Origin of the sequence: Streptomyces sp. NPDC101151, from assembly GCF_044768335.1 — a bacterium.
Lineage (GTDB): Bacteria > Actinomycetota > Actinomycetes > Streptomycetales > Streptomycetaceae > Streptomyces.
In genome coordinates this window covers 175,011-197,475 of the sequence record NZ_JBIWPP010000014.1, presented here as the reverse complement: position 1 = coordinate 197,475, position 22,465 = coordinate 175,011, and the positions used below count along the sequence as shown (strand labels likewise).

Sequence of the window (22,465 nt, the reverse complement as noted above, 5' to 3'; positions counted from 1 at the left end):
TGTCTGTCCGGGCAGTGACCACTGATGCCGTGGGGGACTCGATCGAGCCGTCGAAGCTTGTGGCGACGTCGTCGCCGTGACAGGCACCTCGTGCCTGCGCCTCTCCGGCCACCGATCACCTCACACTGGGAGTATGAACGGAGACGACAGGAACCCATTGGCTCGAGGCCGGGTGGCAACCAGGCTTCCGGCCCAGGACCTGGACCGAGCACGCCGTTTCTACTCCGAGCAACTCGGTCTGCAGCCCGCCGAGGAGGCCCCCGGCGGGCTGCTGTATCGGTGCGGAGGGGCGGAGTTCCAGGTGTTCCGGTCCGAGGGAAACTCGCCCGGGACCTTCACGCAGATGTCGTGGGAGGTGGACGACATCGAGGCGGTCGTTGCGGAACTCAAGCGACGCGGTGTGGTGTTCGAGGAGTTCGACCTTCCCTCGGTGTACGGCGGCGCGCGGACGCACGACGGAGTCGTACAAGTCGAGAACTACCTCAGCACGCGCGCACCGGGCGCACGGGGAGCGCGCGGCGCCTGGTTCCGTGACAGCGAGGGGAACATGCTGGGCATCGGCCAGCCGCTCGACCTGAGCTGAACATTCGGTCAGCGCCGGCATTGACGGTGCACGCCCCACCGCGCCCACCGAGTGAAGCCTTGTCGGCCGATGGTGCGGGTGGACGTCTCGCCGTGGCTGCGACCGGGCGCCGGCACCTTCCCGGACCGGTCCCACTGTCACACCTTCTGCCGGTGCGATGCTTGAGACACCCGGCTGTCCGCCGCCACCGTCTGCTACGGCCTGCATGCCAACCCCAGGAGTGGCAATCGGGGCAGCATCGCCGGCCCCTTTCCTCCGGAGGGCCGCGGACCTTCGGGACCCCTCCCGTGCGCCCGGTCCTACGGTGTGGCCGCGTCCCGGCCGGTCGAGGCAGGGGCGCGGACAGGCGATTCAGGGCGGGCGAGAGACGATGACGATGGACGAAGACGTGCACTTCCCCGAGTACCGGGCTCCCGAAGGATGCATGGGCGGGCTGGCCGTGCCCAGTCTGGGACTGGTCGGGATCATGGGCGGGCTGGCGCAGTTGTCCCGGGGCGGCGCGCCCTTGTGGCTGCTGCTCGGGCTTCCCGCCGTCCTCCTCCTGTTGTTCCTCCTGATGCGTATCGCGGCCGGTCGCATCGCGACCCTCACCGGACCGGACGGCATCACGGTGAAGCGGCCGTTCGGCGCGCGCAGCACGGCGTGGCCCGACATCCAGGCCATCGAGGTCCAGTCCGACCCGTCCGCCGTCGTGGACACCGGCGTGATCGCGGAGCATGTCGTGCTCTACGACCGTGACGGGCGCCAGATGCTGCTTCCCCACATCAACAGCAAGACGGTGTTCGCGCTGAACGAGGACGTGGTGGAGTTGCGGGCGCTCTGGGAGCGGCTGCGGGGCAAGGACTGGGTGGCCCTGCCGGAGGTCGTCGAGAAGATGGCCAGGACGCGGCGCCGTATGAACGGGCAGCGCGCGGTCCTGGCCGGCGTAGCGGCCTGGGGCGGTGTGATGGTGGTCGGCCTCGTGCTGTTCCTCGTCCTGCTGCTCACCGGGGCTCTCGACGGTATCGAGGAGAGCACGCCGGCCCTGGGCGCCGTGGCGCTCGCGGTGGTCGGCGTGGTGGTGGGCGTCATGTTCGGCCGCCGGGTGGCGCGAAAAGGTGAGCCGTCCGCCCCCGCACGACTACGGCGCACCGGCCGGCACGAATGATGTACGCGAACATCGCGTGAAAGCGCTCGGTGACGCCCCGGTAACCCACTACGTTCGGTTGCCGCAGACAGCGGTTTTCCGAAGCGTGGGTGAGGGGGCGTCTCGGTGCGCCTGGGAACGACGGTGGGTGGGCGCTACCGGCTCACGCGGGGTCCTCTGCGTGGGGGCATGGGCGAGGTGTGGCTGGCACGTGACCAACGCCTGCCGCGCGATGTCGTCCTCAAGCGGCTGCTCCCGGCGGACGAGGCCGCTTTGTTCGACGGGTTGGAGGCCGAGGCGCGCGCCCTGGCCCGCTTCGGCCATCCCCACGTCGTCACTCTTCACGACGTACTCGCGCTACCCGCCGGGGGGTCGCGCCGGCTGGGCCGCGGACCGGGAAACCGCGAGTCCTGGCTGGTGATGGAGTGGGTCTCCGGGGGCAGCCTGGAGAACCGGCCGCTGCTGCCGCCCGAACGCGCCGCCCGCGTCGGTGTCCAGATCGCCGACGCCCTGACCGCACTGCACGCACAGGGCCTCGTGCACGGCGACGTCAAGCCGGGCAACATCGTCGTCACCCCTGAGGGTCTCGCCAAACTCGCCGACTTCGGCGCGGCCTGCCGGGTCGGCGGCGCGGAGACCATCACCCCGAAGCACACCGTCGGTTACACCCCCGACTACGCCGCGCCCGAAGTGGTCCGGGGCCGTCCCGAGCGCGCCTCGGACGTCTTCTCCCTGGCCGCCACGCTGCACCGCCTGGTCACCGGCCGGCCACCACGCCCCGACGCCACGGCCACGGACGCCGACCCGTACGTCATCGCCCGCCAGGCTGCCCGCGGAGAGGTCGAACTCGCCCCGGACCTGGCCGTGTTGAGCAGCGTCCTGCCGGCCATGCTGGCCCGCGACCCCGAGGATCGGCCGACCGCTGTCGAGGCCCGCCAGATGCTCCGCGAGATCGCCGGGCCACAGGATCCGCTGCCGGCGCCGGTGCCGAGCAATGCGGATGAAGGCGGGTCGGCGCCTGAACCGCTGTCCGGCGGGCTCAGCGGCTGTGCCGGAACGGCGCGGGGCGCGGTGGCCGGGATCGGACGGTTCTGGAACCTTCTCCTCGGGGTGGGATCGGCCGCCGTACTGAGCGCCGTCGTCGTCCTGGTGGCCCGGATGCCGGCCGGCGGTCCTGACACCGCGGTGCCCCCGGACGGCAGTTCGACGCGGGCGGGGCACACCGCCTTCCTCTGGGGCGACCACCGTACGGCCGACCCCTGTGCACTGGTCGAGCCGTCCGTGTTCGGACGGTTCGGGGAGGTGGACCTGGACCCCGCCTACGGCAACTTCGACCGCTGCGACGTCCTGGTGGACACCGGCGAGGGCGACCCCGTGGACGTGGAGATCCTGTTCGAGAACGGAGGCGGCTCGGAGCTGTCCGCGCCCAAACGGACGGTACACGGCATCGCGGTGGTGGACGAGGCGGACGACGGCACAACGTGCGTCAAGGACCTGCTGCCCACCACCGATCCCGACACCCGCATCGTGGTCCAGGCCAAACAGGACGGCCAAGAGGCGGTAGACAAGGCACCGTTGTGCGTGATGGCCGACAGTGCCACCGATCACGCGCTGCAGGTCCTGGGCCACGGCAAGATCACGCGCCGTACGCCCCTGCCGGCCGACTCGCTGATCCACCAGGACGCCTGCGCCGTGCTCCCGCCGGGCGTCCTGGAGGGCGTACCCGGAATCGACGCCGACCACCCGGACGTCTCGTTCGGCAACTGGGGCTGCCGCTGGCACAGCACCACCAGCCCACTGTGGGTGGATCTGCGCTTCGACCGCGGACAACCGCTCGGCGCGTCCGACGGTACGTTCACCCGCGTCGGCGGACGCACCGCCGTCGTCGAGCCGGACGCGGACGGCGATCACACGTGCCTGATCAGCGTGGCCCATCGCCCTTTCACCAACCAGGACGGCGGCACGGCGGTCGAGACGCTCGACCTGACGGTCGGTGGCGACACGTCGGCGGCAGCACTACGCCGCCTGGCCACCCAGCTGGCCACCGCGGCGGTCGCCCGACTCGAGCGGAACTAGGGGCATGACGTGCACGCGCATCCGGGCCACCCGCTCCGAGCCGGCTACTTCTTCGGGAAGAGATCGAGTACGACCTTCCCGTCGTGGAGTTCCGCCACCCGGAAGCTCAGCCCGTTCAGGCTGCTGATGCCTCCCTTGCTGACCGAAGTGGCCAGGAACACGCCGTTGCCCGAGGCCTGTACGACCACCGAGCTCGCCGTGATGCTCGTGACCTCCAGCGATCCGACGCCGAACCGGACATCGACCGGAATGCTCGTCGGCTGCTTCGTCACGAGGATCTGGCAGCGCCCGTCGAAACAAGCACCGACGTCGGTACCGTCGGCAGCCCGTCCTGCGGCGGATGCCGGACCGGGAGAAGCGGCCCAAGTGGACCGCGGGACGGAGGGAGCGGTGGACGGAGAGACGGACGGGGCCGGTGAGGAAACGGCCGACGAGGACGGCGACTTGGCCCCCTCCACCGAGCCGCCGCCCCCTGCCCCTGCCCCTGCCCCTGCCCCGCAGGCTGCGAGAGACACCGTCAGGAACAAGCCCAGTACGGCTACGACGCTCCGGTGCGCACCCATCCGCATTGCTCTGCCCCTCACCACTTGCCTTGCGCCCGCACTGCATGGACCTCTCACGCTCTTTGCGTTCCACGGTCTTTCCAGGGGCACACCGTCGGGACGGGTCCCGAACACATGGGCGCACCATGGCAGGGCGTACTCGCCTCACCAGGGGACAGGCCCTGGCGCCATCACCCGAGGAGACCGGCGATGCACTTCTCCGACAGCCTGGCGCGCGGTGTCGCCCCGACGGGGCCCGGCACCCTGCACGCCCGTACCGTCACCGGCGGCATCAGGATGGCGCCGCGGCCGGGGCTGACCGTGCGCTTCGGCCGTGGCGAGAGGCCCGAGGTCGATCTGGGCGTCGGAGTGGACGATCTACGGGTCAGCCGACGGCACGGCGAGCTGACGTACCGCAGACGACAGTGGTGGCTCATGAACACCGGGCAGCAGCTGCTACGGCTGCCGCGTGGCCGCATGCTGCACAGCAGCAGCGAGCCGGTACCGCTCGCAGCGGGGTACACCCCGCTGTTCGTGAAGGGGTCGGGTTACCGCGAGCACCTGGTCGAGCTGTATGTGACGGGCCACGACGACCAGGGCCTGGTCTCCCGTCGCCGTGCCGACACCGTGGCACCCGACCGATGGCCGCTGGACGAGGACGAGCGGCTGCTGCTGGTCGTGCTGGGCCAGCGCTATCTGCTGTACGAGGAGGACCCGCGCCCGCTGAGCTATGGCCGCGCCGCCGATCAGCTCGGCTACCTCCGTCCTGAGGAGGCCTGGAGCGAGCGCAAGGTCGAGTACCGCATCGAAGCGGTACGCCGGCGCCTGCACGGCACCGGATTCCCCTACCCGCTGATGCACGACACGTCGGCCGGCCGCCCCTCGGACAACAGCCTGCTGCACAACCTGCTCAAGGGCCTGGTGGAGTCGACGACGCTGGTCCCGCCGGACCTGGATCTGATGGAAGAGGACTGACCCGGCCAGCCGGGGGCGAACGAACCGGCCCGACGCCCGGGAGCAGGGAGAAGCTCACGCGTAGCAAGATGTACGAACTCATCGAGCGGGCCGGCGGCGCTCCTCCTTCAGCTGCACCACGGTGCGCGCACGGAACGGGGCAAATGGGTGACGGGGGCCATCCGGGTGGCAACAGGCCGTGTCGGCCGTCCGGTACGGCACCTGTTGGCCATGCTGGGCCGCAATGGGCACCCTTTTCGGTGACAAGGAGCACGGCATGTCGACGGACCCGGTCGGACGATTTCTGGCGGCCCTGGACCCGGAACACCGGGAGTCCATCGGCGCCAAGCCGCGCGAGGAACAGGAACAGCTCGCGGCTGCCTGGGAACGGGAACTGGAATCGGACGACGAGCTCGACACCCTCGACGAGCTGTCCCCGCCCGCGGCAGAGGCCGAGGCGGCCCGCCGCGTTCTGGACCGCGGAACCGAGTAGAGACCGCCGAGCACCGGCTGGCCGACCGACGAAAGCGACGTCAACGGAGCGCGAACGACGCCCGCTCCTGCCACCGTGTTCCGTCGTGCACGAAGAGATCGACCGCCGATACGCGGGCAACGACGGGAAGCCGGCCGCGAAGGTCGGCGGCGACCTCGTCAAGGACGGCATCGTCCTGCCCCTGGGCAACAGTCAGATGCGGAACGACGGCGTCGAACCTGCCGCCGAACGGCGGGGTCTCAGGCCATCGATCCGCGATCGCCTCGGTGAGGCGGCGGAACGATGCATCTGGTTCGGGGACGAGATACAGAATCCCGGGAAACCGCCCGCACCGCTCGAACCGTGCCTCGAAGGATTGGTGACGTCCCATCACCTCGCCGATGGCAGCAAGGGAATCGCTGTCGATACGGCTTTCCCCGAGAAACGGGAAGAGCACGGTGACGTGAGCGGGGATACCCGCGCGGGCCGAAGGGTCCAGCCGGTCACGCCATGCTCGAACTGCGGATTCCGCCTCAGGGACCTTCACGAGAAGTCCCGACTGCCCTGCTTGAAACTCTCCGGAGTCGTCGGCTGCCATGGCACCTGTGTATCAGCGGTCCGGAGGCCGGCGGCCGACTATCGCCGAAATCGGTTTATCCCGCGAGATACCGGCAGCCTCCTCAGGGGCTGTGGCCTCCTTCCTGTACCACGCCGGCCTTCTGCGAGCACACGATGCGGCGGCCCTCAGCACACGAGTTCGGTATCTGTTTCCTTGGGCAAGGTGCCCATAGTGCGAAGCGGCAACAGGACATTGAGGAGGGTCAGCCCTCCGCGTCACGTTGCGCCCGACCCCGTACACCTCGGCCGGCTACGCCCGGGAGGACAGGCGCTCCCCGATCTCCCACTCTCCCGCGAGAATCCGTGCGCGAAGCGCGCCGGCCACGGCAAGGTGCGGCGCCTCTGGGAGGACAGGTCCGTGGCACGCGTGCGTGCCACGGACCCATGTCTCACGCCGCAAGGGCGTGACCGGGGTGCAGTACCACCTTGGTGTATCCCTCGATCCGCTTGTCGAACTTCTCGTACGCCTGCGGCGCCTGGTCCAGCGGGAATTCGTGGGAGACCACGAAACTGGGCTTGGCCCGCCCGGCGATGATCAGGTCGCGCAGCTGGCGGTTGTACCGCTTGACGTTGCACTGGCCGGTGCCCATCTGCTGCCCCTTCTCGAACATCCGGCCGATGGAGACCAGCAGTTGGCCGTGCTTGGCGTGCTCATCGGGACCGCCCGGGTCCGAGGGCACATAGAGGCCTGGCACGCCGAGCATGCCGGTCGGCCGCACCGTTTCGACGAGCGCGTTGAGCACGATGGCGGGTTCCTCATGGCTGGCGTCGTGCGCCTGGGCCTGGTACCCGACGGCGTCCACGCCCTTGTCGGTTCCTTCTCCGTTCGTCTGTTCCTTGATCTGCTCGGCCGGGTCGCCCTTGGTGAAGTCGATGGGAATCGCCCCGATCTGCTCCGCCTTGGCGAGACGTTCGGGCACCCGGTCGACCGAGAACACCTTCGAGGCACCGCGCAGCAGTGCGGAGTAGGCGGCCATGAGTCCCACGGGTCCTGCACCGAAGACCGCCACGCTTTCGCCGGGGACGACCTGGGCGAGTTCGCACCCGTGGTAGCCGGTCGGGAAGATGTCGGCGAGCAGCACGAAGTCGGTTTCGAATTCGTCGCCCGGCGGCAGCTTCAGACAGTTGAAGTCGGCGAACGGCACCCGCAGCAGCTCTGCCTGGCCGCCCTTGTACGGGCCCATCGCCACATAGCCGTAGGCTCCGCCGGCGAACCCCGGATTGACCGTCAGGCAGAATCCGGTCTTCCCGGCAAGGCAGTTCTTGCAGAATCCGCAGGCGACATTGAACGGCATGACGACGCGGTCGCCCTTGGACAGGGACGTCACACCCGGGCCTACCTCTTCGACGATGCCGAGGTTCTCGTGCCCGAAGACTATGCCCGCCTCGGCCGCCGTGCGGCCCTCGTACATATGCAGGTCGGATCCGCAGATCGCGGTCGACGTGACCCGTACCAGGACATCGTTCGGATGCTGGATCTTCGGGTCGTCGACGTCCCTCACCGTCACGCTGAAGGGCTTCTCGTAAACGACGGCTTTCACCTGGCTCACCTCCGCGTCGATGGCTGTGCGGCGGCGGCGAGGGACGGCCGCTGCCGGGGGGACGCACAGAAAAGCGCGGGCCCTCGGACTGTGCCGTGGCCACCATGCGCTCGCTTCACCGCCGGTACTTCCAGGTAACGCCCGTACGGCCAGGGCCGCAACCCACGTCGGGGACGCCTGCGGCTTCGGTCGAGGGTCGGGGTCGGTCGTCTCGGTGGCGTGTCTCCTCGGGAGGCGACTCAGCTGGCGGCGGGTCCGCCGACGGCACCGGCCGAGGACACGCGCGGGCCCTCTCACCAGGCCATCTCATCGATCAGGGCCGTCACATCCGGTTCCCGGGTGCTGCCGAGGATCTGTTCGGCCCAGATCACCTTTCCGTCGGCCGCATAGCGTGTCCCCCACCGGTCCGCGTACTGGGAGACCAGGAACAGGCCGCGGCCGCCTTCGTCGGTGGTGGCCGCGCGCCGCAGCCGGGGTGAGGTGTTGCTGCGGTCCGACACCTCGCAGACCAGGGTGCGGCCCAGCAGGATCCTGACGCGTACGGGCGGAGCGCCGTACCGGATCGCGTTGGTGAGGAGTTCGCTGAGGATCAGCTCCGTCGCGAACGCCGAGTCCTCCAGGCCCCAGTCTGCCAGCCGACGGCTGACCTCCGTGCGTACTCGGGACACGGCCATCGCGTCGAAGGGCACGTCCCAGGTCGCGGCACTGGACGGGTCGAGGAGCCGGGTCCGGGCCACGAGCAGCGCCACGTCGTCGCCGGGATGCTCGGGCAGCATCGTCTCGACCAGGGCGCGGCAGGTGTCCTCCGGCGTCCGGCCCGCCTCGGCGACGGCCGAGCGAAGCATCTCCAGGCCCTCGTCGATGTCCCGTCCGCGGGCCTCGATCAGGCCGTCCGTGAACAGGATGAGGCGACTGCCCTCCGGCAGTTCCAGCTCGCCGCTCTCGAAGGGATGCCCTCCCACTCCCAGGGGCGGTGACAAGGGAAGGTCGGGGAAGGTCACCCCGCCCCGGGCATCCACCACGGCCGGTGCGAGGTGCCCGGCCCGGGAGAGAGTGCAGCGCCCGTCGACCGGATCGTAGATGGCGTAGAGGCAGGTGGCACCGGTGAGCGGTGCGCGGTCGTCATCGGCGTCCGCCGTCTGGGTGTCCAGCCAGGTCACCATCTCGTCGAGATGACCGAGCAGTTCGTCCGGGGACAGGTCCAGTGAGGAGAAGTTCAGTACTGCGGTCCGCAGCCGTCCCATGGTCACCGCTGCATGCAGCCCATGCCCCACGATGTCACCGACGACCAGGGCAACCCGGAAGCCGGGCAGGGGGATCACGTCGAACCAGTCACCACCCACGCCGGACTGCGCCGGCAGGTAGCGGGAGGCGATCTCCAGTACCTCCTGATCCGGAAGGCCCGAGGGCAGCAGACTGCGCTGCAGCGTCGCGGCCATGGCGTGCTCGCGGGAGTACCGGCGTGCGTTGTCGATCGCGACGGCCGTCCGGGCGACCAGTTCCTCGGCCACCGCAACGTCCTCCTCCTCGAACCGGGCAGAGTCTGCGCCCCGCCAGAAGTTGACCATGCCGAGGACGACTCCTCGGGCTCGCAAAGGCACCGTGATCAGGGAATGGATGCCGTGGTCCAGAGCCTGCCGTGCCCCCTCCGGGTCCTGGGCCCGCCAGTCCTGGGCGGCGTGCAGGTCCGGAACCAGGACGGCCTTGCCCTGTCGCAGTGCAGCCACCATCGGCGTGTCGGCCATGACGAAATGAATCAGATCGCCCACCGGTTGCAGCGGATGCCCGGCCTCCACCCCGCGCAGTGCTGTGCGCCGCATCCGGGTGACGGCGCTGGTGGGCTCCTCGCCCTTCAGCACCGAGTCGAGGAGTTCCACGGTGGCGAAGTCCGCCAGGCGCGGGACGGCCGTCTCGGCCAGTTCCTCCGCGGTACGCCGCACGTCGAGCGTGGTGCCGATCCGCGTGCCGGCCTCGTACAGGAACGACAGCCGGCTCCGCGCCACCTCGGCCTGGCCGGACAGGGCTGCCAGCTCCGTCGTGTCTCGGAAGGTGGCGACCAGGCCCTGCACGCCGCCGTAGGGTGCGGTTTGGCGGATGTTCACGGCCAGCAGCCGGTCTCCGGCCGGGACCACCTCGTCGGACGCGGCTTCGGCCGACACCAGCAGCCGTGTCAGGTCGGGCCCGAGTCCCAGCTCCGTCACCTGCCGCTGGTCGGCGTCCTCGGCAAGGTGCAGCAGCCTGCGTGCGTCATCGTTGGCGAGCAGCACTCGACCGTCGCCGCCGACGATCAGGACCCCCTCGCGCACCGCGTGCAGCACGGCATCGTGGTGCTCGTACATGCGGGTGATCTCGGCCGGGCCGAGTCCGTGGGTCTGCCGTAGCAGCCGCCTGCTGACCAGAGCCGTGCCGCCGGTCGCGAGCAGGAGTGCCCCCGCCGCCGAACCGAGCAGCATCGGCAGCTGCTCGTTCAGCACATGTCCCAGAGTGGCGAATTGGATCCCGGCACTCACCATGCCGACCACGCGGCTGTTCGCATCCTTCACGGGGACGACCGCGCGCACGGCGTCGGTCGGCCGGCCGTGGAACGTCTCCGTGAACGTCTGCCCCGCGGCGGCTCGGCCGACGCCCTGGGCCTTCGTACCGATCAGGGCGGGCACGGGGTCGGTGAGCCGGACCCCCTGCTTGTCCAGGACGGTGACGAAATCGACGCCGGATCCGCGCCTCGCCTGCTCCGCAGCCGCCTGCAGTCGTGCGGTCGGATCCGGTGAGCGGAGCGCGAGAGCCGTGCCCGGCGCGTCGGCGAATCCCTCCGCCGCGGCCAGTGAGCGGTTCCTTGCGTCGCGCTCCGCGTCGCGCCACCCCTGCACCATCAGGGCGACGGCCGCCACCGCGACCACCACCAGCAGGATGAGGGCCTGCAGCAGAAACACCTGCGCAGCGAGCGTGCGGACGCTCAGAGACGGCGAAGAACGGCGTGCCCGTGACGGCCGGGGCCCCGGACCAGGACCGCGAGACGGGCCGGATGACCACCGTGTGCCCGGCGGCGGCGACGCTCTCGCCCATGACCGGCGGGAACGTCCGCTCATACCCCTTTTCTAACACTGTGGCTCCTCGCTCAGCGACCGGTACGTCGCTGCTGCCCGGCTTTCCGCGGAGGCGCGAGAGCATCGTCCGAGCGCGCTCCGGCGCTTCGCCGGCCCGGCGTCACATCAACATGCCGGCCGCCGGCCCTTCCGGCTTCCCGCCCGTCCCCGCCCGGCGAACCGTGGTCTCCGCGTGTCCTGGTCGCCGTCGAAGAGGAATGGGCTCGTTCGGGGCGGCGGTCAGCTCCCGTGGCGGAGTCTGTCGGCGTGGTGCTGGTGGTGGGTGCCTCGGGTGTGGTCCGGGTGCGTCCTCGGATCAACGAGGTGGCCGCGGCGATGAGGGCCATGGCGATGGCCAGGGTGAAGACGACGACCAGACCGTCGTGGAAGGGCCGGGAGATCAGGTGGGGGAAGAAGTCTCGTCCGGTCAGGATGGCGGTGTTGGCCGGTGGCAGGTGGCCGAGGACGGCCGGGCCGAGGAGGTGCTGGACGGGGTTGTAGCCGAGGAAGGCGGCGAACAGGACCTCGACCGGCGGCAGCGAGGCGACGGTGTGAGCGGCTGGGGCGGGAACGTCCTGGGCGGTGAGGCCGGAACCGAGGGTGTGCGGCAGCGAGCCGGCCAGTCCGGCGACCATCAGGGAGAAGAACACGCCCATGGACAGCACCGTGCCGGCGTTCTGGAAGGTGGCGCGCATGCCGGAGGCTGCGCCGCGGGCGTCCGGCGGGACACTGGACATGATGATCGAGGTGTTCGGCGCTGCGAACAGCCCGTTTCCGAGGCCGTTGAGGAAGACCAGGACGGCGAAGAGGCCGTAGGTGAAGTCGGTGGGCAGGAGGAGAAGCCCGGCGAAGGAGGCGGCCATCACGAGACATCCGGCGACGGCGAACGGCCGGGTGCCGAATCTGTCCGACAGGGCTCCGGATATCGGTCCGGCCGCCAGGAAGCCGATGGTCAGGGGCAGCAGGTAGAGGCCCGCCAGCAGCGGGGTGTCGGCGTAGTCGTAGCCCCGGAGCGGCAGCCAGATGCCCTGTAGCCAGATGATGAGCATGAACTGCAGGCCGCCGCGGGCGATCGCGCCCAGCAGGGTGGCCGCGTTGCCGCCGGCGAAGGCGGCGTTGCGGAACAGCCGCAGCGGGAACATCGGTTCGGCGACTCTCCTCTCCACGATGCAGAAGACGGCCAGGGTGAGCGTGCCACCGATGAGGCCGGCGAGTACCCAGGGGCTGGTCCACCCCATGGTGTGTCCGCCGTAGGGCTGGATGCCGTAGGTGATGGCCGCCAGCAGTGCGGTGAGCCCGGCGGCGAAGGTGAGGTTGCCCCACCAGTCGATCCGTCCGGGGGTGCGGGTGCCCGTCTCGTGCAGGGACTTGTACGCCCACACGGTGCCGATCAGCCCGATCGGCACGTTGACCCAGAAGATGTAGCGCCACTGCCACTGCACGAGCACGCCGCCGAGGACCAGGCCGATGAACGTGCCGGCGATGCCGGCGACCATGTTCACGCCGAGCGCCATGCCGCGCTGCCGGGCGGGGAAGGCGTCGGTGAGGATCGCGGTCGAGTTGGCCATCAGCATCGAACCGCCGACGGCCTGCACGATCCGCCATCCGATCAGCCACAGCGCCCCGCCCACGCCGTGGAGCGGATCCACGGAGAGGATCACCGAGGTGACGGTGAAGATGACGAACCCCGCGTTGTAGGTGCGTACCCGGCCCCGCATGTCGCCGAGCCGGCCGAGGGTGACGACCAGCACGGCGGTGACGAGCAGGTAGCCCATCAGCATCCACAGCAGATAGCTGACGTTGCCCGGCTGGAGCGGGTCGAGACGGATGCCGGTGAAGATCCCGGGCAGTGAGATCAGCACGATCGAGGCGTTGACGGTCGCGATCAGCACGCCGAGCGTGGTGTTGGTCAGTGCCACCCATTTGTAGCGGGGGTGGTCGGCGGTGATCCGGGCACGGCGGCCGCGGGGTCGGACGGCGGAGGAGCTGCCTGCCGGGCGGGGGGTTCCGTCGGTGGTCACCGGCTGTCCTCCTGCTTCCTGTGCGGACCCGAGGGTCAGTGCATGGTCGCGGAGCGGGGCGCGGGAGTTGCCGCGAGGGATGTCCATGGCGCGCGTTCGACGACCAGCCGGCGCAGGGTGCGTACCTGGCGCGGGGCGTTCCAGCCGAGTACGCCGACCACCCTGCCGTGGTGACCGTAGGCGGCCGCGAAGTGACCGTCCGACGGGTCCCCGTGGACGATCCGCGGCGTCGCGCCGGGCGGGAAGACGCCGTATGCCTGGATCTTGGTGTCGTACTGGTCGGTCCAGAAGTAGGGCACAGATGCGAACGGGGTGGCGTCGCCGAGCAGGTTTCCGGCCGCGGCCATGGCCTGTTCGGTGGCGTTCATCCGGTGCTCAAGGCGCATCCGGGTGCCGAAGTGCGGGTTGTGCCAGGAGGCGACGTCGCCGGCGGCGTAGATGCCGGGAGCGGCCTGGCAGAGCGCGTCGCACAGCACTCCGTCTCCCAGGCGCAGGCCCGAACCTGCCAGCCAGCCGGTCGCGGGGGTGGCGCCGAGGGCCAGGACGACCACGTCGGCCGGCACACTCGTGCCGTCGCCGAGTTCCACGGCGGTCACCCGGCCGCCCGTTCCGCGCAGGCGGCGCACGGGCACCCCGCAGCGCAGGCGCGTTCCGTGGTCGTGGTGCAGTTCGGCGACGAGCGCGCCGATGCGGTCCCCGAACGGGCGGTGCACCGGAACCGGCTCCGGCTCGGCCACGGTCACCTCCAGGCCCATGGTCCGGGCCGCCGCGGCAACCTCGGTGCCGAGGAATCCGGCGCCTACGACCACCACCTTGGGCCCGGTGAGCAGCGCGGCACCCAGGGCGAGCGCGTCGTCGAGCGTGCGCAGGACGTGAACCCCGGCCAGGTCGCTGTCGGGGAGGCGCCGGGGGGCCACACCGGTGGCGATGATCAGAGCGTCGAAGCCGATGCTCTCGCGGTTGGCCAGGCGCACCCGGCGGCCCGGGATGTCGAGGGCGGCTGCGCGCTGTCCGAGCCGCAGGTCGGCCTCCAGCCGCGCAAGATCCTGCAGGGAGCGCAGGGTGGCCCGTTCGGGTTCCGAGGCGCCGGTGAGGATCTGTTTGGAGAGCGGGGGCCGGTCATAGGGCGGACGGGGCTCATCGCCGATCAGAGTGAGGTGGCCGTCCCAGCCTCGGCGGCGGAGGGTCTCGGCCGCGGTCAGGCCTGCGGCCGAGGCTCCGACGACGACGATCCGCTTCATTGCCTGTTCTCCTGCTCCGCCACCCAGATCGCCTGGGCCGGGCACAGGGCGACGGCCTGCCGGACGTCGTCAGTCAGGCGTTCAGGCGGGTTCTCGGTGAGCAGGACGACGATGCCGTCCTCCTCGCGTTGGTCGAACGCCTCCGGCACGGTCAGCACACACTGGCCGGAGGCCACACACTTGTTCAGGTCGACGATCACCTTCATCGGGTCCTCCCTTCCTGCGCGGCACCCGGCCGCACTCACCAGGTGACAGGCAGTTCGTAGACGCCGTAGACGCCCGCGTCGTGCTTGAACGGGATCTCGGCGAGGTCCGCCGCCACCTGCAGGGTGGGAATGCGGCGGTAGAGCGTGCCGTAGACGACCTGCAGTTCCACCCGGGCCAGCGGCTGGCCCAGGCACTGGTGCACACCGAAGCCGAAAGCCACGTGATGGCGGGCGTTGCGGTCCACGTTCAGGTCGTCGGGGTCGGGGAAGGCGGCAGGATCACGGTTTGCGATGTCGTTGGCGAGGACGACGCCGTCGCCGGCGCGGATGGTCACGCCACCGATCTCGATGTCCTCCAGGGCCACTCGGCGTCGTCCGCCGTGCACGATGTTCAGGTGGCGCAGGAGTTCCTCGACCGCCGAGGCGACTGCCTTCGGATCGTCGCTCTCGCGCACCCGTGCCAGCTGGTCGGGGTGCTGCAGCAGGGCCAGGGTGCCCAGCGCGATCATGTTCGCGGTGGTCTCGTGCCCTGCGATGAGCAGCAGGACCCCCGTGTCGGCCGCTTCGTGGCGGGAGAGTTCACCGGCGGCGACCCGCGCGGCCAGGGTCGAGACCAGGTCTTCGGCCGGGTGGGCGAGCTTGTCGCCGATCAGCCGGTCCAGGTAGTCGACCAGCCGCCCGCCGGCCGTCCGTGCCTCCTCGGGCGTCGTGGTGCGCTTGACCAGGATCTTGGTGTTGGCCTGGAAGAAGTCGTGGTCGGCGTACGGGACACCGAGCAGCTCGCAGATCACCAGCGACGGCACGGGCAGCGCGAACGCCTGGACCAGGTCCGCCGGCTTCGGTCCGGCCAGCATGGCGTCGATCGAACCGTCGACGATCCTCTGGACGACCGGCCTCAGCGCCTCCACATGCTTGATGGAGAAGGCCGCGGTGACCATCCCGCGCAGCCGGGCGTGCTCCGGATCGTCCATCGCGATGAAAGTCCGCGCATGCTTCCGGCGCTCCTTGTGGCCCGCGCTCTGATGCGGGTAGTGCGGGTGGGTGCTGTCCGAGCTGATCCTCGGATCGGACAGCAGGGCACGCAGGTCCTCGTACCGGGTGACCAGCCATGGGGTGCTGCGGTCCCACAGCCGCACGCGGCTGATGGGGGCCTGCTTCTGCAGGCTGCGCAGGGCCGGCGGGGGATCGAACGGACAGGCGCCCGCCCGAGGCATGGGAAACTCCGGTACCTCAGTCGACGGGGCGTCGGTTCCGGGTGCCGAGATGGTGCTCATCGTTTTCCGCCCTTTCTGCAAGTCCGACAACGGCAGGTGCCTGGACCGGAGCCCGGCACGCACAAGGCGCGACGGGGCGACGGGGCAGGTGCGCCTGCTGGAGGGGACGCCGAAGAGGGCACCTCGGGGGTTCAGGAAGCCGGGCCGCCACCGGTGGCGCGGGACCCCGGAGTCGCCCGAAGCATGCGCCGGACGATGGGCAGAGCCGTCCGTGTGGCCGCGCCCAGGGCTTGCAGCTCCTGTTCGTGCAATACGCCCAGCAGGTCCGCCACCCAGGCATCCCCCGCCCGGCGGCGCTCGGCCAGCAGTTCACGCCCGGCATCCGTGATGGCGACGAGCCGTACCCGACCGTCTTCGGGATCACCCACTCGCGATGCCAGACCCTGGGCTTCCAGCCGATCGACCAGCACGGTCATCGACGGTTGCGCGAGGCCCTCCAGCGCGGCAAGCGCGGTCAGCCGGATCGGACCCTCCCGTTCCAGCCTGGCGAGCGTCGCAGCCGTCGTCAGACTCATGCCCTGCCAGTTCGACATCAGGTACCAGGCCATCCCGGAGACCAGCTCGTGCAGCGCCGCCGCCACCTCCTTGGGACTCTCTTCACGCTCCTCATCCATATGTCCACATATATCACACTCTATATAGACTGTCTATATAGAGTGTTATATATACAAGTTTGAGGCTGAAAGGAGCCCTGGTCAGAGTCAACGCGCCACCCGGCGCCGGAAGAAGGTGACGACCGTGGCCTGCGAATTCGCCCCAGCCCCCTCCCCCTGGCAGGCCGCCCCGCGCCCGCCGGCATCGGGCCGAGCCTGGCCTCTGGCACACCGCCTGGAAGCCGCCGGAGAAGCCCGCAAGATCACCGAAGAGGTCCTCGCGGACTGGGGAATCGCCGATGAGGCGGCCGACTCGGTGCTGCTGACCGTCTCCGAACTCGTCACCAACGCCGTGGAGCACGCCCAGCCCCCACTCAACTTCGAACTGAGCCGTGACCTGGGCAAGCGTCGTGTGCACATCGAAGTCTCCGACGGAGGCCCTGCCGCGACGCACGGCGCTTGGGCCGCCGGCCGCGCGCCCTACGAGCACGGCCGTGGGCTGGAGATCATCCAGCAGATCACCGCCGCGCACGGCGACCGTCAGGAGCCGGGACACGCAATCCACTGGGCCGACGTGAATGCCACGGCTTGACCCGACCACTCGGCAACGGCCCTGCCGGACGACGGCACCGGCCGCACTCTTGACCGCCGGCCAGGCGGCCCCGAACTTCCACCCCTGCGGGCTACCGGTCACTGACGATTCCTGTGCAAGAACCGCCTGTCCGCCGCAGTGATCCGGGCCCTGCTCGACAAAGGGCGGAACAGTCGGACCTGCTACTGCACGCGAACGCCGACCGGGTCGCGGAAAGGGGGCCGGCGACAGGCCGGCCCCCTCGGCCTCGTACGAGTCATGACCACCGCCGCTACGGGTAGTCCGGCAGGGTGATCCCCTCCGCCGCCTTGCGGGCCATCTTGGCGGGGAGGTTCTTGCCGGGCAGGTACGGCAGGAACTTGTAGTAGCGGTTCAGGAGCGTGGCCATGAGGCGGCTGCCGGGGACCATGAGGCCGGCTACGCCGTCGCCCATCTTCTGGCAGCCCTCGGCGTAGGCGCGCATCCGTTGCTCGTACCGGGTGAAGGCCACGCAGTGGTCGCCGCGGGCGGCGGCGAGTTCGCCGGCGAGGACGTAGGCGCCCACCAGGGCGAGGCCGGAGCCCATGCCCGACAGGGAGGACGGGCAGTACGCGGCGTCGCCGACCAGGGCGACCCGGCCGCGGGACCAGGTTTCCATGCGGACCTGGGCGACCGAGTCGAAGTAGAAGTCGGGCGCGTACCGCATCTCCCTGAGGAGCTGGTCGCTCTGCCAGCCGTTGCCTCTGAACTCCTGCGTCAGTACGGCCTGTTGGGCGGTGACGTCCCGGTGCGGGAGTTCGCCGCGCGGAGAGGCGAAGTAGAACACGGCCTTGGCCTCCGCGTTGTGCCGGGCACTGTAGAGGGCGACCATGCGGCCCGCGGTGCGGTAGGCGTGGCCGGTGTGATCGAGCCCGAGGTGGTTCTCGGTGGTGAAGATCGCGCAGTGGACGCCGAGGTGCTTCACGAAACGCTCCTCCGGGCCGAAGGCCAGACGCCGGGTGGTGGAGTGCAGACCATCGGCGCCGATCACCAGGTCGAAGCGGCGCGGTGCGGCACGCTCGAAAGTGACGGTCACGCCGTCCGCGTCCTCGGTCAGGGAGGCGATCGAGTCCCCGAAGAGGTACTCGGTGTACTCCTTCGTGGTGTCGTACAGGATGCGGGCCAGGTCGCCGCGGAGGATCTCGACGTCCCCGGTGAACAGGTCGGCCGGGAGGGACGCCACCGGCCTGCCGTCGGCGTTGACGTACTTCATCGCGCCCATGCCGGTGCGGGCGCGTTCCAGGTCGGGAAGGATGCCCATGCGGCGCAGCACGGTCAGGTGCGCCTCGCCGCGGAAGTCGACGGCGTAGCCGCCGTCCCGCAGGGCTGGGGCCCGTTCCACGAGGGTCGGGCGGAAGCCGTGGCGGTGCAGCCAGTAGGCGAGCGCGGGGCCCGCGACGGAAGCGCCGGAGATGAGGACGCTGAGGTTCTTCGGAGTGTCGGTGTTCGTCATGTCCCCGAGCCTGCGCCCGCGCGCTCACCGGCCGTTCACCGTCGGCTCACCGCCTCCACCAGTGCTTCCGGCAAGCCCAGCATGCGCAGTGATTCGGGCAGTTCGCGGCCTGGCAAGGCGGCGGACTCCGCCGCCTCCCGGTACCAGGTCCTGGCGCCGGCCGTGTCGCCGGCCGTCTGGGCGATCCGGGCGAGCCCGGCCAGGGTGCGGACGCGGTTGCCGATGCCCTTCACCCAGTGCGGGTCGAGCCGTTCCAGGGCACGGGTGTACAGCTCCCGTGCCGCGGCCGTGTCCCCGTCCAGCAGTGTGATGTCCGCGAGCCCCCGGCGGGCCGCCGCAAGTGCGGGCTCACTGCCGGCCCGGCGGGCGTACTCGGCGGCCCGGGCGTAGTCGGCTCGGGCCGCCTCCGGGTCGGCGGCCACCCGCAGGTCCCCGCGGTTGACCAGGAGGTCGGCGCAGTCCTCCAGGGCGCCCAGCTCCTCGGCGAGGCCCAACGCCTCGTCGGTGAGCGCGGCCGCCTCCGCGCGAGCGCCCCGCGCACCGGCCAGGCCGGCCAGCGCGTCCAGGACCAGCGCGGCGCCCCAGCGCTCGCCCAGCGCCCGGAACCCCTCGGCGGCCGTCCGAAAGCCCTGTTCGGCCGCGGGGTGGTCGCCGTCACCGAGCGGGCCGTAGGCGGCGACATAGTGCGCAACCGCCCTGGTCCAGGGTTCGGAGCGGTCCCGCTGGGCGGAGACGAGGGCGTGGGCGGCGGGCGCGTCGCCGTCGCTCGCCTGGTGCATCATCCACTGCAGCAGCCCGGCCGGCCACCGGCCGGAGTCTGTCCCCGACCAGGCCGCGGTCAGCGCCCGCCCCGCGGCCTCCCGGTGACGGCGCCAGGTCCGCCGCCCGTCGGGCCCGGACGCGGCCAGCAGCACACACAACGCGTACTCCTCGCCCAGCCCGTCCGGCACATCGTCGCCCAGGGCGTCCAGTACGGCGACGGCCTGGACCGCGAACGCTTCGGCGGCTCCCCGGATCCACAGGTACGTCGAGGCCGCGCCGAGCAGCTCGAGCGCGCTACGCAACTCCCCCGCGCCGACCGCCCGGCGCACGGCAGCCAGCAGCTCGGGCTGCTCCGTCGACAAGGCGTCCAACCACGTGAGTTGGTCCCGGCCGCGCAGCAACGGCTCGGTGGTGCGGAGGAATTCGAGCAGGGTGCGGGCGTGGGACGCGTGGGTGTCGCTCTCCTCCCCCGCCTCCCCGAGGCGTTCGGCGGCGTAGGCGCGGATCGTGGCCAGCATGCGGTAGCGGCCGGCCGACCGTTCCAGCAGGGATTTGTCGGCCAGCGCCACCAGGGTGTCGTCGTCGGTGCCGCACACGCGGCAGGCGGTGTCCGTGGTCGCGCCCGCCGCGAACACCGAGAAGCGCCGGGCCGCCTGCTGCTCCGGCGGGTCCAGCAGGTCCCAGCTCCAGGCGACCACCGATCGCAGCGTCCGGTGCCGGGTGTCGGCTGTCCGGCTGCCCCGCGCGGCGACGCCCAGCCGGTCCTGCAACCGGTCTGCCAGCTCCTCCAGGGTCAGCGTGCGCAGCCGGGCCGCGGCCAGCTCGATGGCCAGCGGCAGGTTGTCCAGCGCCGCGCAGACCCGACGCACCGCCTCCGGGTCGGGCACGAAGGCGCGCCGTACCGCACGGGCCCGGTCGGTGAACAGCTCGACGGCCGCGGCGTCGTCGAGCGGCCGTACGGTGTGCAGGTGCTCGCCGATGACGCCGAGCGGCTCGCGGCTCGTCGCCAGTACGCGCAGCCCGGGGCTGGTGGTGAGCAGGTGGGCCGCGAGGACGGCGGTCTCCTCCACCAGGTGCTCGCAGTTGTCGAGGACCATCAGCAGTGTCCGGCCCGAAAGGGCGGCCGTGAGCCGGTCGAGTGCGCCCTGGCCGCCGGGGTCGGCCGCGTGCAGTCCCCGCTCGCGCAGCCCGAGCGCGCCGAGCAGGGTCTGCGGCAGCACACGCGGGTCGCGCAGCGGGCCGAGTTCCACGAAGCACACCTCGTCGTCCGTGGCGGCGGCGACCTCGGCGGCCAGCCGGGTCTTGCCGACTCCGCCCGGTCCGGTCAGCGTCACCAGGCGGGCCACGCGCATCAGGCCGGCGACCTCGGTGACCTCGCCGCAGCGGCCCACGAACGCCGTCAGCGGGGCGGGCGGTGCGATGGGCGCGGGCGTGGGATCGAGGGTCAGCAACTCCCGGTGGAGAGCGGCGAGTTCCGCCGACGGGTCGGTGCCCAGCTCTTCCGCCAGGTGGCTCCGTACCTGCTCGTACACCAGCAGCGCCTCGGCTTGGCCTCCGTCGGCGAACAGGGCCCGCATCAGCAGGGCGGCGAACCGCTCCCGCAGTGGATGCCGGCCGAGGAGCTCTCGCAACTCCGGTACGACCGCACGGTGTTCGCCGAGGATCAACTCGGCCTCGATGCGGTCCTCCAGGGCCGTCAGCCGCAGTTCCTCCAGGCGTACGGCGGGGGCGCGGCCCTGCTCGACGTCCGCGAGGTCGGCGAGCGCGGGACCCCGCCACAGCCGAAGTGCCGCGCGCAACGCCGTCACGGCCCCCTCGGCGTCGCCCTCCCGCAGAGCGACCCGGCCCTCGGCGGCCAGGCGCTCGAAGCGGCCGGCGTCCACGTCGTCCGCGTCGGCGAGGAGGCGGTAGCCCGCCCCGGTCCGCTCGATCACGGCCGCCCCGGCCAGCGCCGCACGCAGGCGGGACACCTGCGACTGCAGCGCGTGCGCGGACGGGGCGCCGTCCGGGCCCGTGCCTTCCGCCAACCGGTCGGCGGGTACGGCCTCGCCGGGCCGGATCAGCAGCAGGGTGAGCAGGGCCCGGCGGGCGGGGCCGCCGAGCGGCACCAGTGCGCCGTCGTCGCCCCACACCTGCGTCCCGCCGAGTATTCCGAAGTGCATGCGATCGATTATGCAATCGAAGCATGGCAGTTGGGACGCTCACCCGGCTGCGAGGGGGCCGAGCCAGGTGCCGCCGGACACATCGATGGTCTGCCCCGTGACCCAGCGGCCCTCCGGACCCGCCAGGAAGCCGACGACGTCGGCCACGTCCTCCGGCTCACCGAGCCGCCCGAGTGCGGTGATCGCCTCCAGGCCGGCGACCACCTCCGGGATCGAGGTGTACCCGGCGGTGAGGTCGGTGCGCACCGCGCCCGGCGCGACCGTGTTCACGGTGATGCCCCGGCGGCCGAGTTCGTTGGCCAGCGACGGGGCCAGCGACTCCAGGGCGGCTTTGGTGACGGTGTAGCCGATCTGGGTGGAGACGGCGAACCGGCTGGCGGTGGAGCCCATGTTGACGATGCGCCCGCCGTCGTTGAGCAGCGCGAGCGCCCGCCGGATCACGAAGAACGGGGTGGTGACGTTGACCGCGAGCAGCTGCTCCCACTCCTCCTCGGTGACGTCGGCGATCGAGTGGGTCGAGGAGATCCCCGCGTTGTTCACCAGGACGTCTAGCCCGCGGCCGCCCAGTCCGGCGGTCAGCTCCTCGAACAGCGCGTCCACGGCACCGGCCGCGCCGAACCGGGCGCGAACGGCGAAGGCCTGTCCACCGGCCTTCTCGATCAGTGCCACGGTCTCCGCGGCCGCCTCGGCGTTCTCCCCGTAGTGCACGGCGACCAGCGCGCCGCCTGCGGCCAGCCGCAGCGCCACCGCCCGCCCGATCCCCCGCGAACCACCGGTCACCAGCGCCGTCTTGCCGGTCAGAGCACCCATCGTCAACTCCCGTGGTCGGGGCCGGTCCCGCTGTCGGAACCGGCGATGGGTCCACCTTCGCCGGGCCCCCTCACCGCCCGCTCACCGCGCGCTCACCGTCGGGTCGGGGGCAGGGCCTGTCCGGCGGATCATGCCGGAATCGCGGGGTCTTGCACGCACATCTGCGCTGATGAGGCACCGTTGCCCGGGGCCGGCCCGATCCGCCGGACAGACCGTGGTGGGGGGGGGGGGGGCCCCGGGGGGGGGGGGGGGGGGGGGGGGGGGCGCGCCGGCGCCCGCCCCGCCCCCCCCCCCGCGGCCGGGGGGCCCGCGGCGCGCCGCGCGCGCGGGGGGCGGGG

18 protein-coding genes are annotated in these 22,465 nt (G+C 71.2%); 6 read left to right on the top strand and 12 right to left on the bottom strand.

The window, feature by feature from the left end; translation table 11 throughout:
• The first annotated feature begins 133 nt into the window (after positions 1-133).
• From ACIRU3_RS25535 to ACIRU3_RS25525, 3 genes are all read left to right on the top strand, one after another.
• Positions 134-583 carry a VOC family protein gene (locus tag ACIRU3_RS25535; protein WP_404060361.1) on the top strand — a complete coding sequence of 150 codons (450 nt, stop codon included), beginning with the start codon at positions 134-136 and terminating at the stop codon, positions 581-583.
• Positions 584-953: 370 nt separating this feature from the next.
• On the top strand, positions 954-1,730 hold the full coding sequence (locus ACIRU3_RS25530; RefSeq protein WP_404060359.1) for a hypothetical protein: 777 nt from the start codon (positions 954-956) through the stop codon (positions 1,728-1,730).
• Between the two features lie 168 nt (positions 1,731-1,898).
• The gene (locus tag ACIRU3_RS25525) at positions 1,899-3,785 is read left to right on the top strand and encodes a protein kinase (RefSeq protein ID WP_404060356.1); all 1,887 of its coding nucleotides are present in this window, start codon (positions 1,899-1,901) and stop codon (positions 3,783-3,785) included.
• Positions 3,786-3,829: 44 nt separating this feature from the next.
• Here ACIRU3_RS25525 and ACIRU3_RS25520 read toward each other — a convergent pair whose 3' ends face one another.
• Positions 3,830-4,057, bottom strand: a complete 228-nt coding sequence (locus ACIRU3_RS25520; RefSeq protein ID WP_404060354.1) for a hypothetical protein — start codon at positions 4,055-4,057, stop codon at positions 3,830-3,832.
• A 480-nt stretch (positions 4,058-4,537) separates the two neighbouring features.
• On the opposite strand from ACIRU3_RS25520, the gene ACIRU3_RS25515 reads away from it, so the two are divergent.
• A complete protein-coding gene (locus tag ACIRU3_RS25515; RefSeq protein WP_404060352.1) occupies positions 4,538-5,302 on the top strand; it encodes an FHA domain-containing protein in 765 nt (254 codons plus the stop codon).
• A gap of 256 nt (positions 5,303-5,558) precedes the next feature.
• Positions 5,559-5,774, top strand: a complete 216-nt coding sequence (locus ACIRU3_RS25510; protein ID WP_404060349.1) for a hypothetical protein — start codon at positions 5,559-5,561, stop codon at positions 5,772-5,774.
• A gap of 40 nt (positions 5,775-5,814) precedes the next feature.
• On the opposite strand, the gene ACIRU3_RS25505 is transcribed toward ACIRU3_RS25510, so the two are convergent.
• From ACIRU3_RS25505 to ACIRU3_RS25470, 8 genes are all read right to left on the bottom strand, one after another.
• Entirely contained in the window at positions 5,815-6,351 is a 537-nt protein-coding gene (locus tag ACIRU3_RS25505) for a 2'-5' RNA ligase family protein (protein ID WP_404060347.1), read from the bottom strand.
• Between the two features lie 409 nt (positions 6,352-6,760).
• Complete coding sequence (locus tag ACIRU3_RS25500) at positions 6,761-7,912, bottom strand: glutathione-independent formaldehyde dehydrogenase (protein ID WP_404060344.1); 1,152 nt, start codon at positions 7,910-7,912, stop codon at positions 6,761-6,763.
• A gap of 293 nt (positions 7,913-8,205) precedes the next feature.
• Positions 8,206-10,998 carry a SpoIIE family protein phosphatase gene (locus ACIRU3_RS25495; RefSeq protein WP_404060341.1) on the bottom strand — a complete coding sequence of 931 codons (2,793 nt, stop codon included), beginning with the start codon at positions 10,996-10,998 and terminating at the stop codon, positions 8,206-8,208.
• Positions 10,999-11,027: 29 nt separating this feature from the next.
• Positions 11,028-12,944: an MFS transporter gene (locus ACIRU3_RS25490; protein WP_404060430.1), complete on the bottom strand. Its 1,917-nt coding sequence runs from the start codon at positions 12,942-12,944 to the stop codon at positions 11,028-11,030.
• Positions 12,945-13,051: 107 nt separating this feature from the next.
• The gene (locus ACIRU3_RS25485; RefSeq protein ID WP_404060340.1) at positions 13,052-14,257 is read right to left on the bottom strand and encodes an NAD(P)/FAD-dependent oxidoreductase; all 1,206 of its coding nucleotides are present in this window, start codon (positions 14,255-14,257) and stop codon (positions 13,052-13,054) included.
• A complete protein-coding gene (locus tag ACIRU3_RS25480) occupies positions 14,254-14,463 on the bottom strand; it encodes a ferredoxin (protein WP_404060337.1) in 210 nt (69 codons plus the stop codon). Before ACIRU3_RS25480 ends, ACIRU3_RS25485 begins: the two co-directional genes overlap by 4 nt.
• Positions 14,464-14,498: 35 nt before the next feature.
• Entirely contained in the window at positions 14,499-15,737 is a 1,239-nt protein-coding gene (locus ACIRU3_RS25475; RefSeq protein WP_404060334.1) for a cytochrome P450, read from the bottom strand.
• 131 nt (positions 15,738-15,868) lie between these two features.
• Positions 15,869-16,351, bottom strand: coding sequence for a MarR family winged helix-turn-helix transcriptional regulator (locus ACIRU3_RS25470; RefSeq protein ID WP_404060332.1), 483 nt, complete (start codon positions 16,349-16,351; stop codon positions 15,869-15,871).
• A gap of 124 nt (positions 16,352-16,475) precedes the next feature.
• Here ACIRU3_RS25470 and ACIRU3_RS25465 point away from each other — a divergent pair, with 124 nt between their 5' ends.
• Positions 16,476-16,922 (top strand): ATP-binding protein, encoded by a 447-nt coding sequence (locus ACIRU3_RS25465; RefSeq protein WP_404060329.1) that lies wholly within the window; start codon positions 16,476-16,478, stop codon positions 16,920-16,922.
• Between the two features lie 271 nt (positions 16,923-17,193).
• Here ACIRU3_RS25465 and ACIRU3_RS25460 read toward each other — a convergent pair whose 3' ends face one another.
• From ACIRU3_RS25460 to ACIRU3_RS25450, 3 genes are read right to left on the bottom strand one after another with little or no spacing between them, the layout of a single operon-like run.
• Positions 17,194-18,393: an FAD-dependent monooxygenase gene (locus tag ACIRU3_RS25460; RefSeq protein ID WP_404060326.1), complete on the bottom strand. Its 1,200-nt coding sequence runs from the start codon at positions 18,391-18,393 to the stop codon at positions 17,194-17,196.
• Positions 18,394-18,428: 35 nt separating this feature from the next.
• The gene (locus tag ACIRU3_RS25455; protein ID WP_404060323.1) at positions 18,429-21,317 is read right to left on the bottom strand and encodes an ATP-binding protein; all 2,889 of its coding nucleotides are present in this window, start codon (positions 21,315-21,317) and stop codon (positions 18,429-18,431) included.
• Between the two features lie 39 nt (positions 21,318-21,356).
• The gene (locus ACIRU3_RS25450; protein WP_404060320.1) at positions 21,357-22,127 is read right to left on the bottom strand and encodes an SDR family NAD(P)-dependent oxidoreductase; all 771 of its coding nucleotides are present in this window, start codon (positions 22,125-22,127) and stop codon (positions 21,357-21,359) included.
• Between the last annotated feature and the right edge of the window lie 338 nt (positions 22,128-22,465).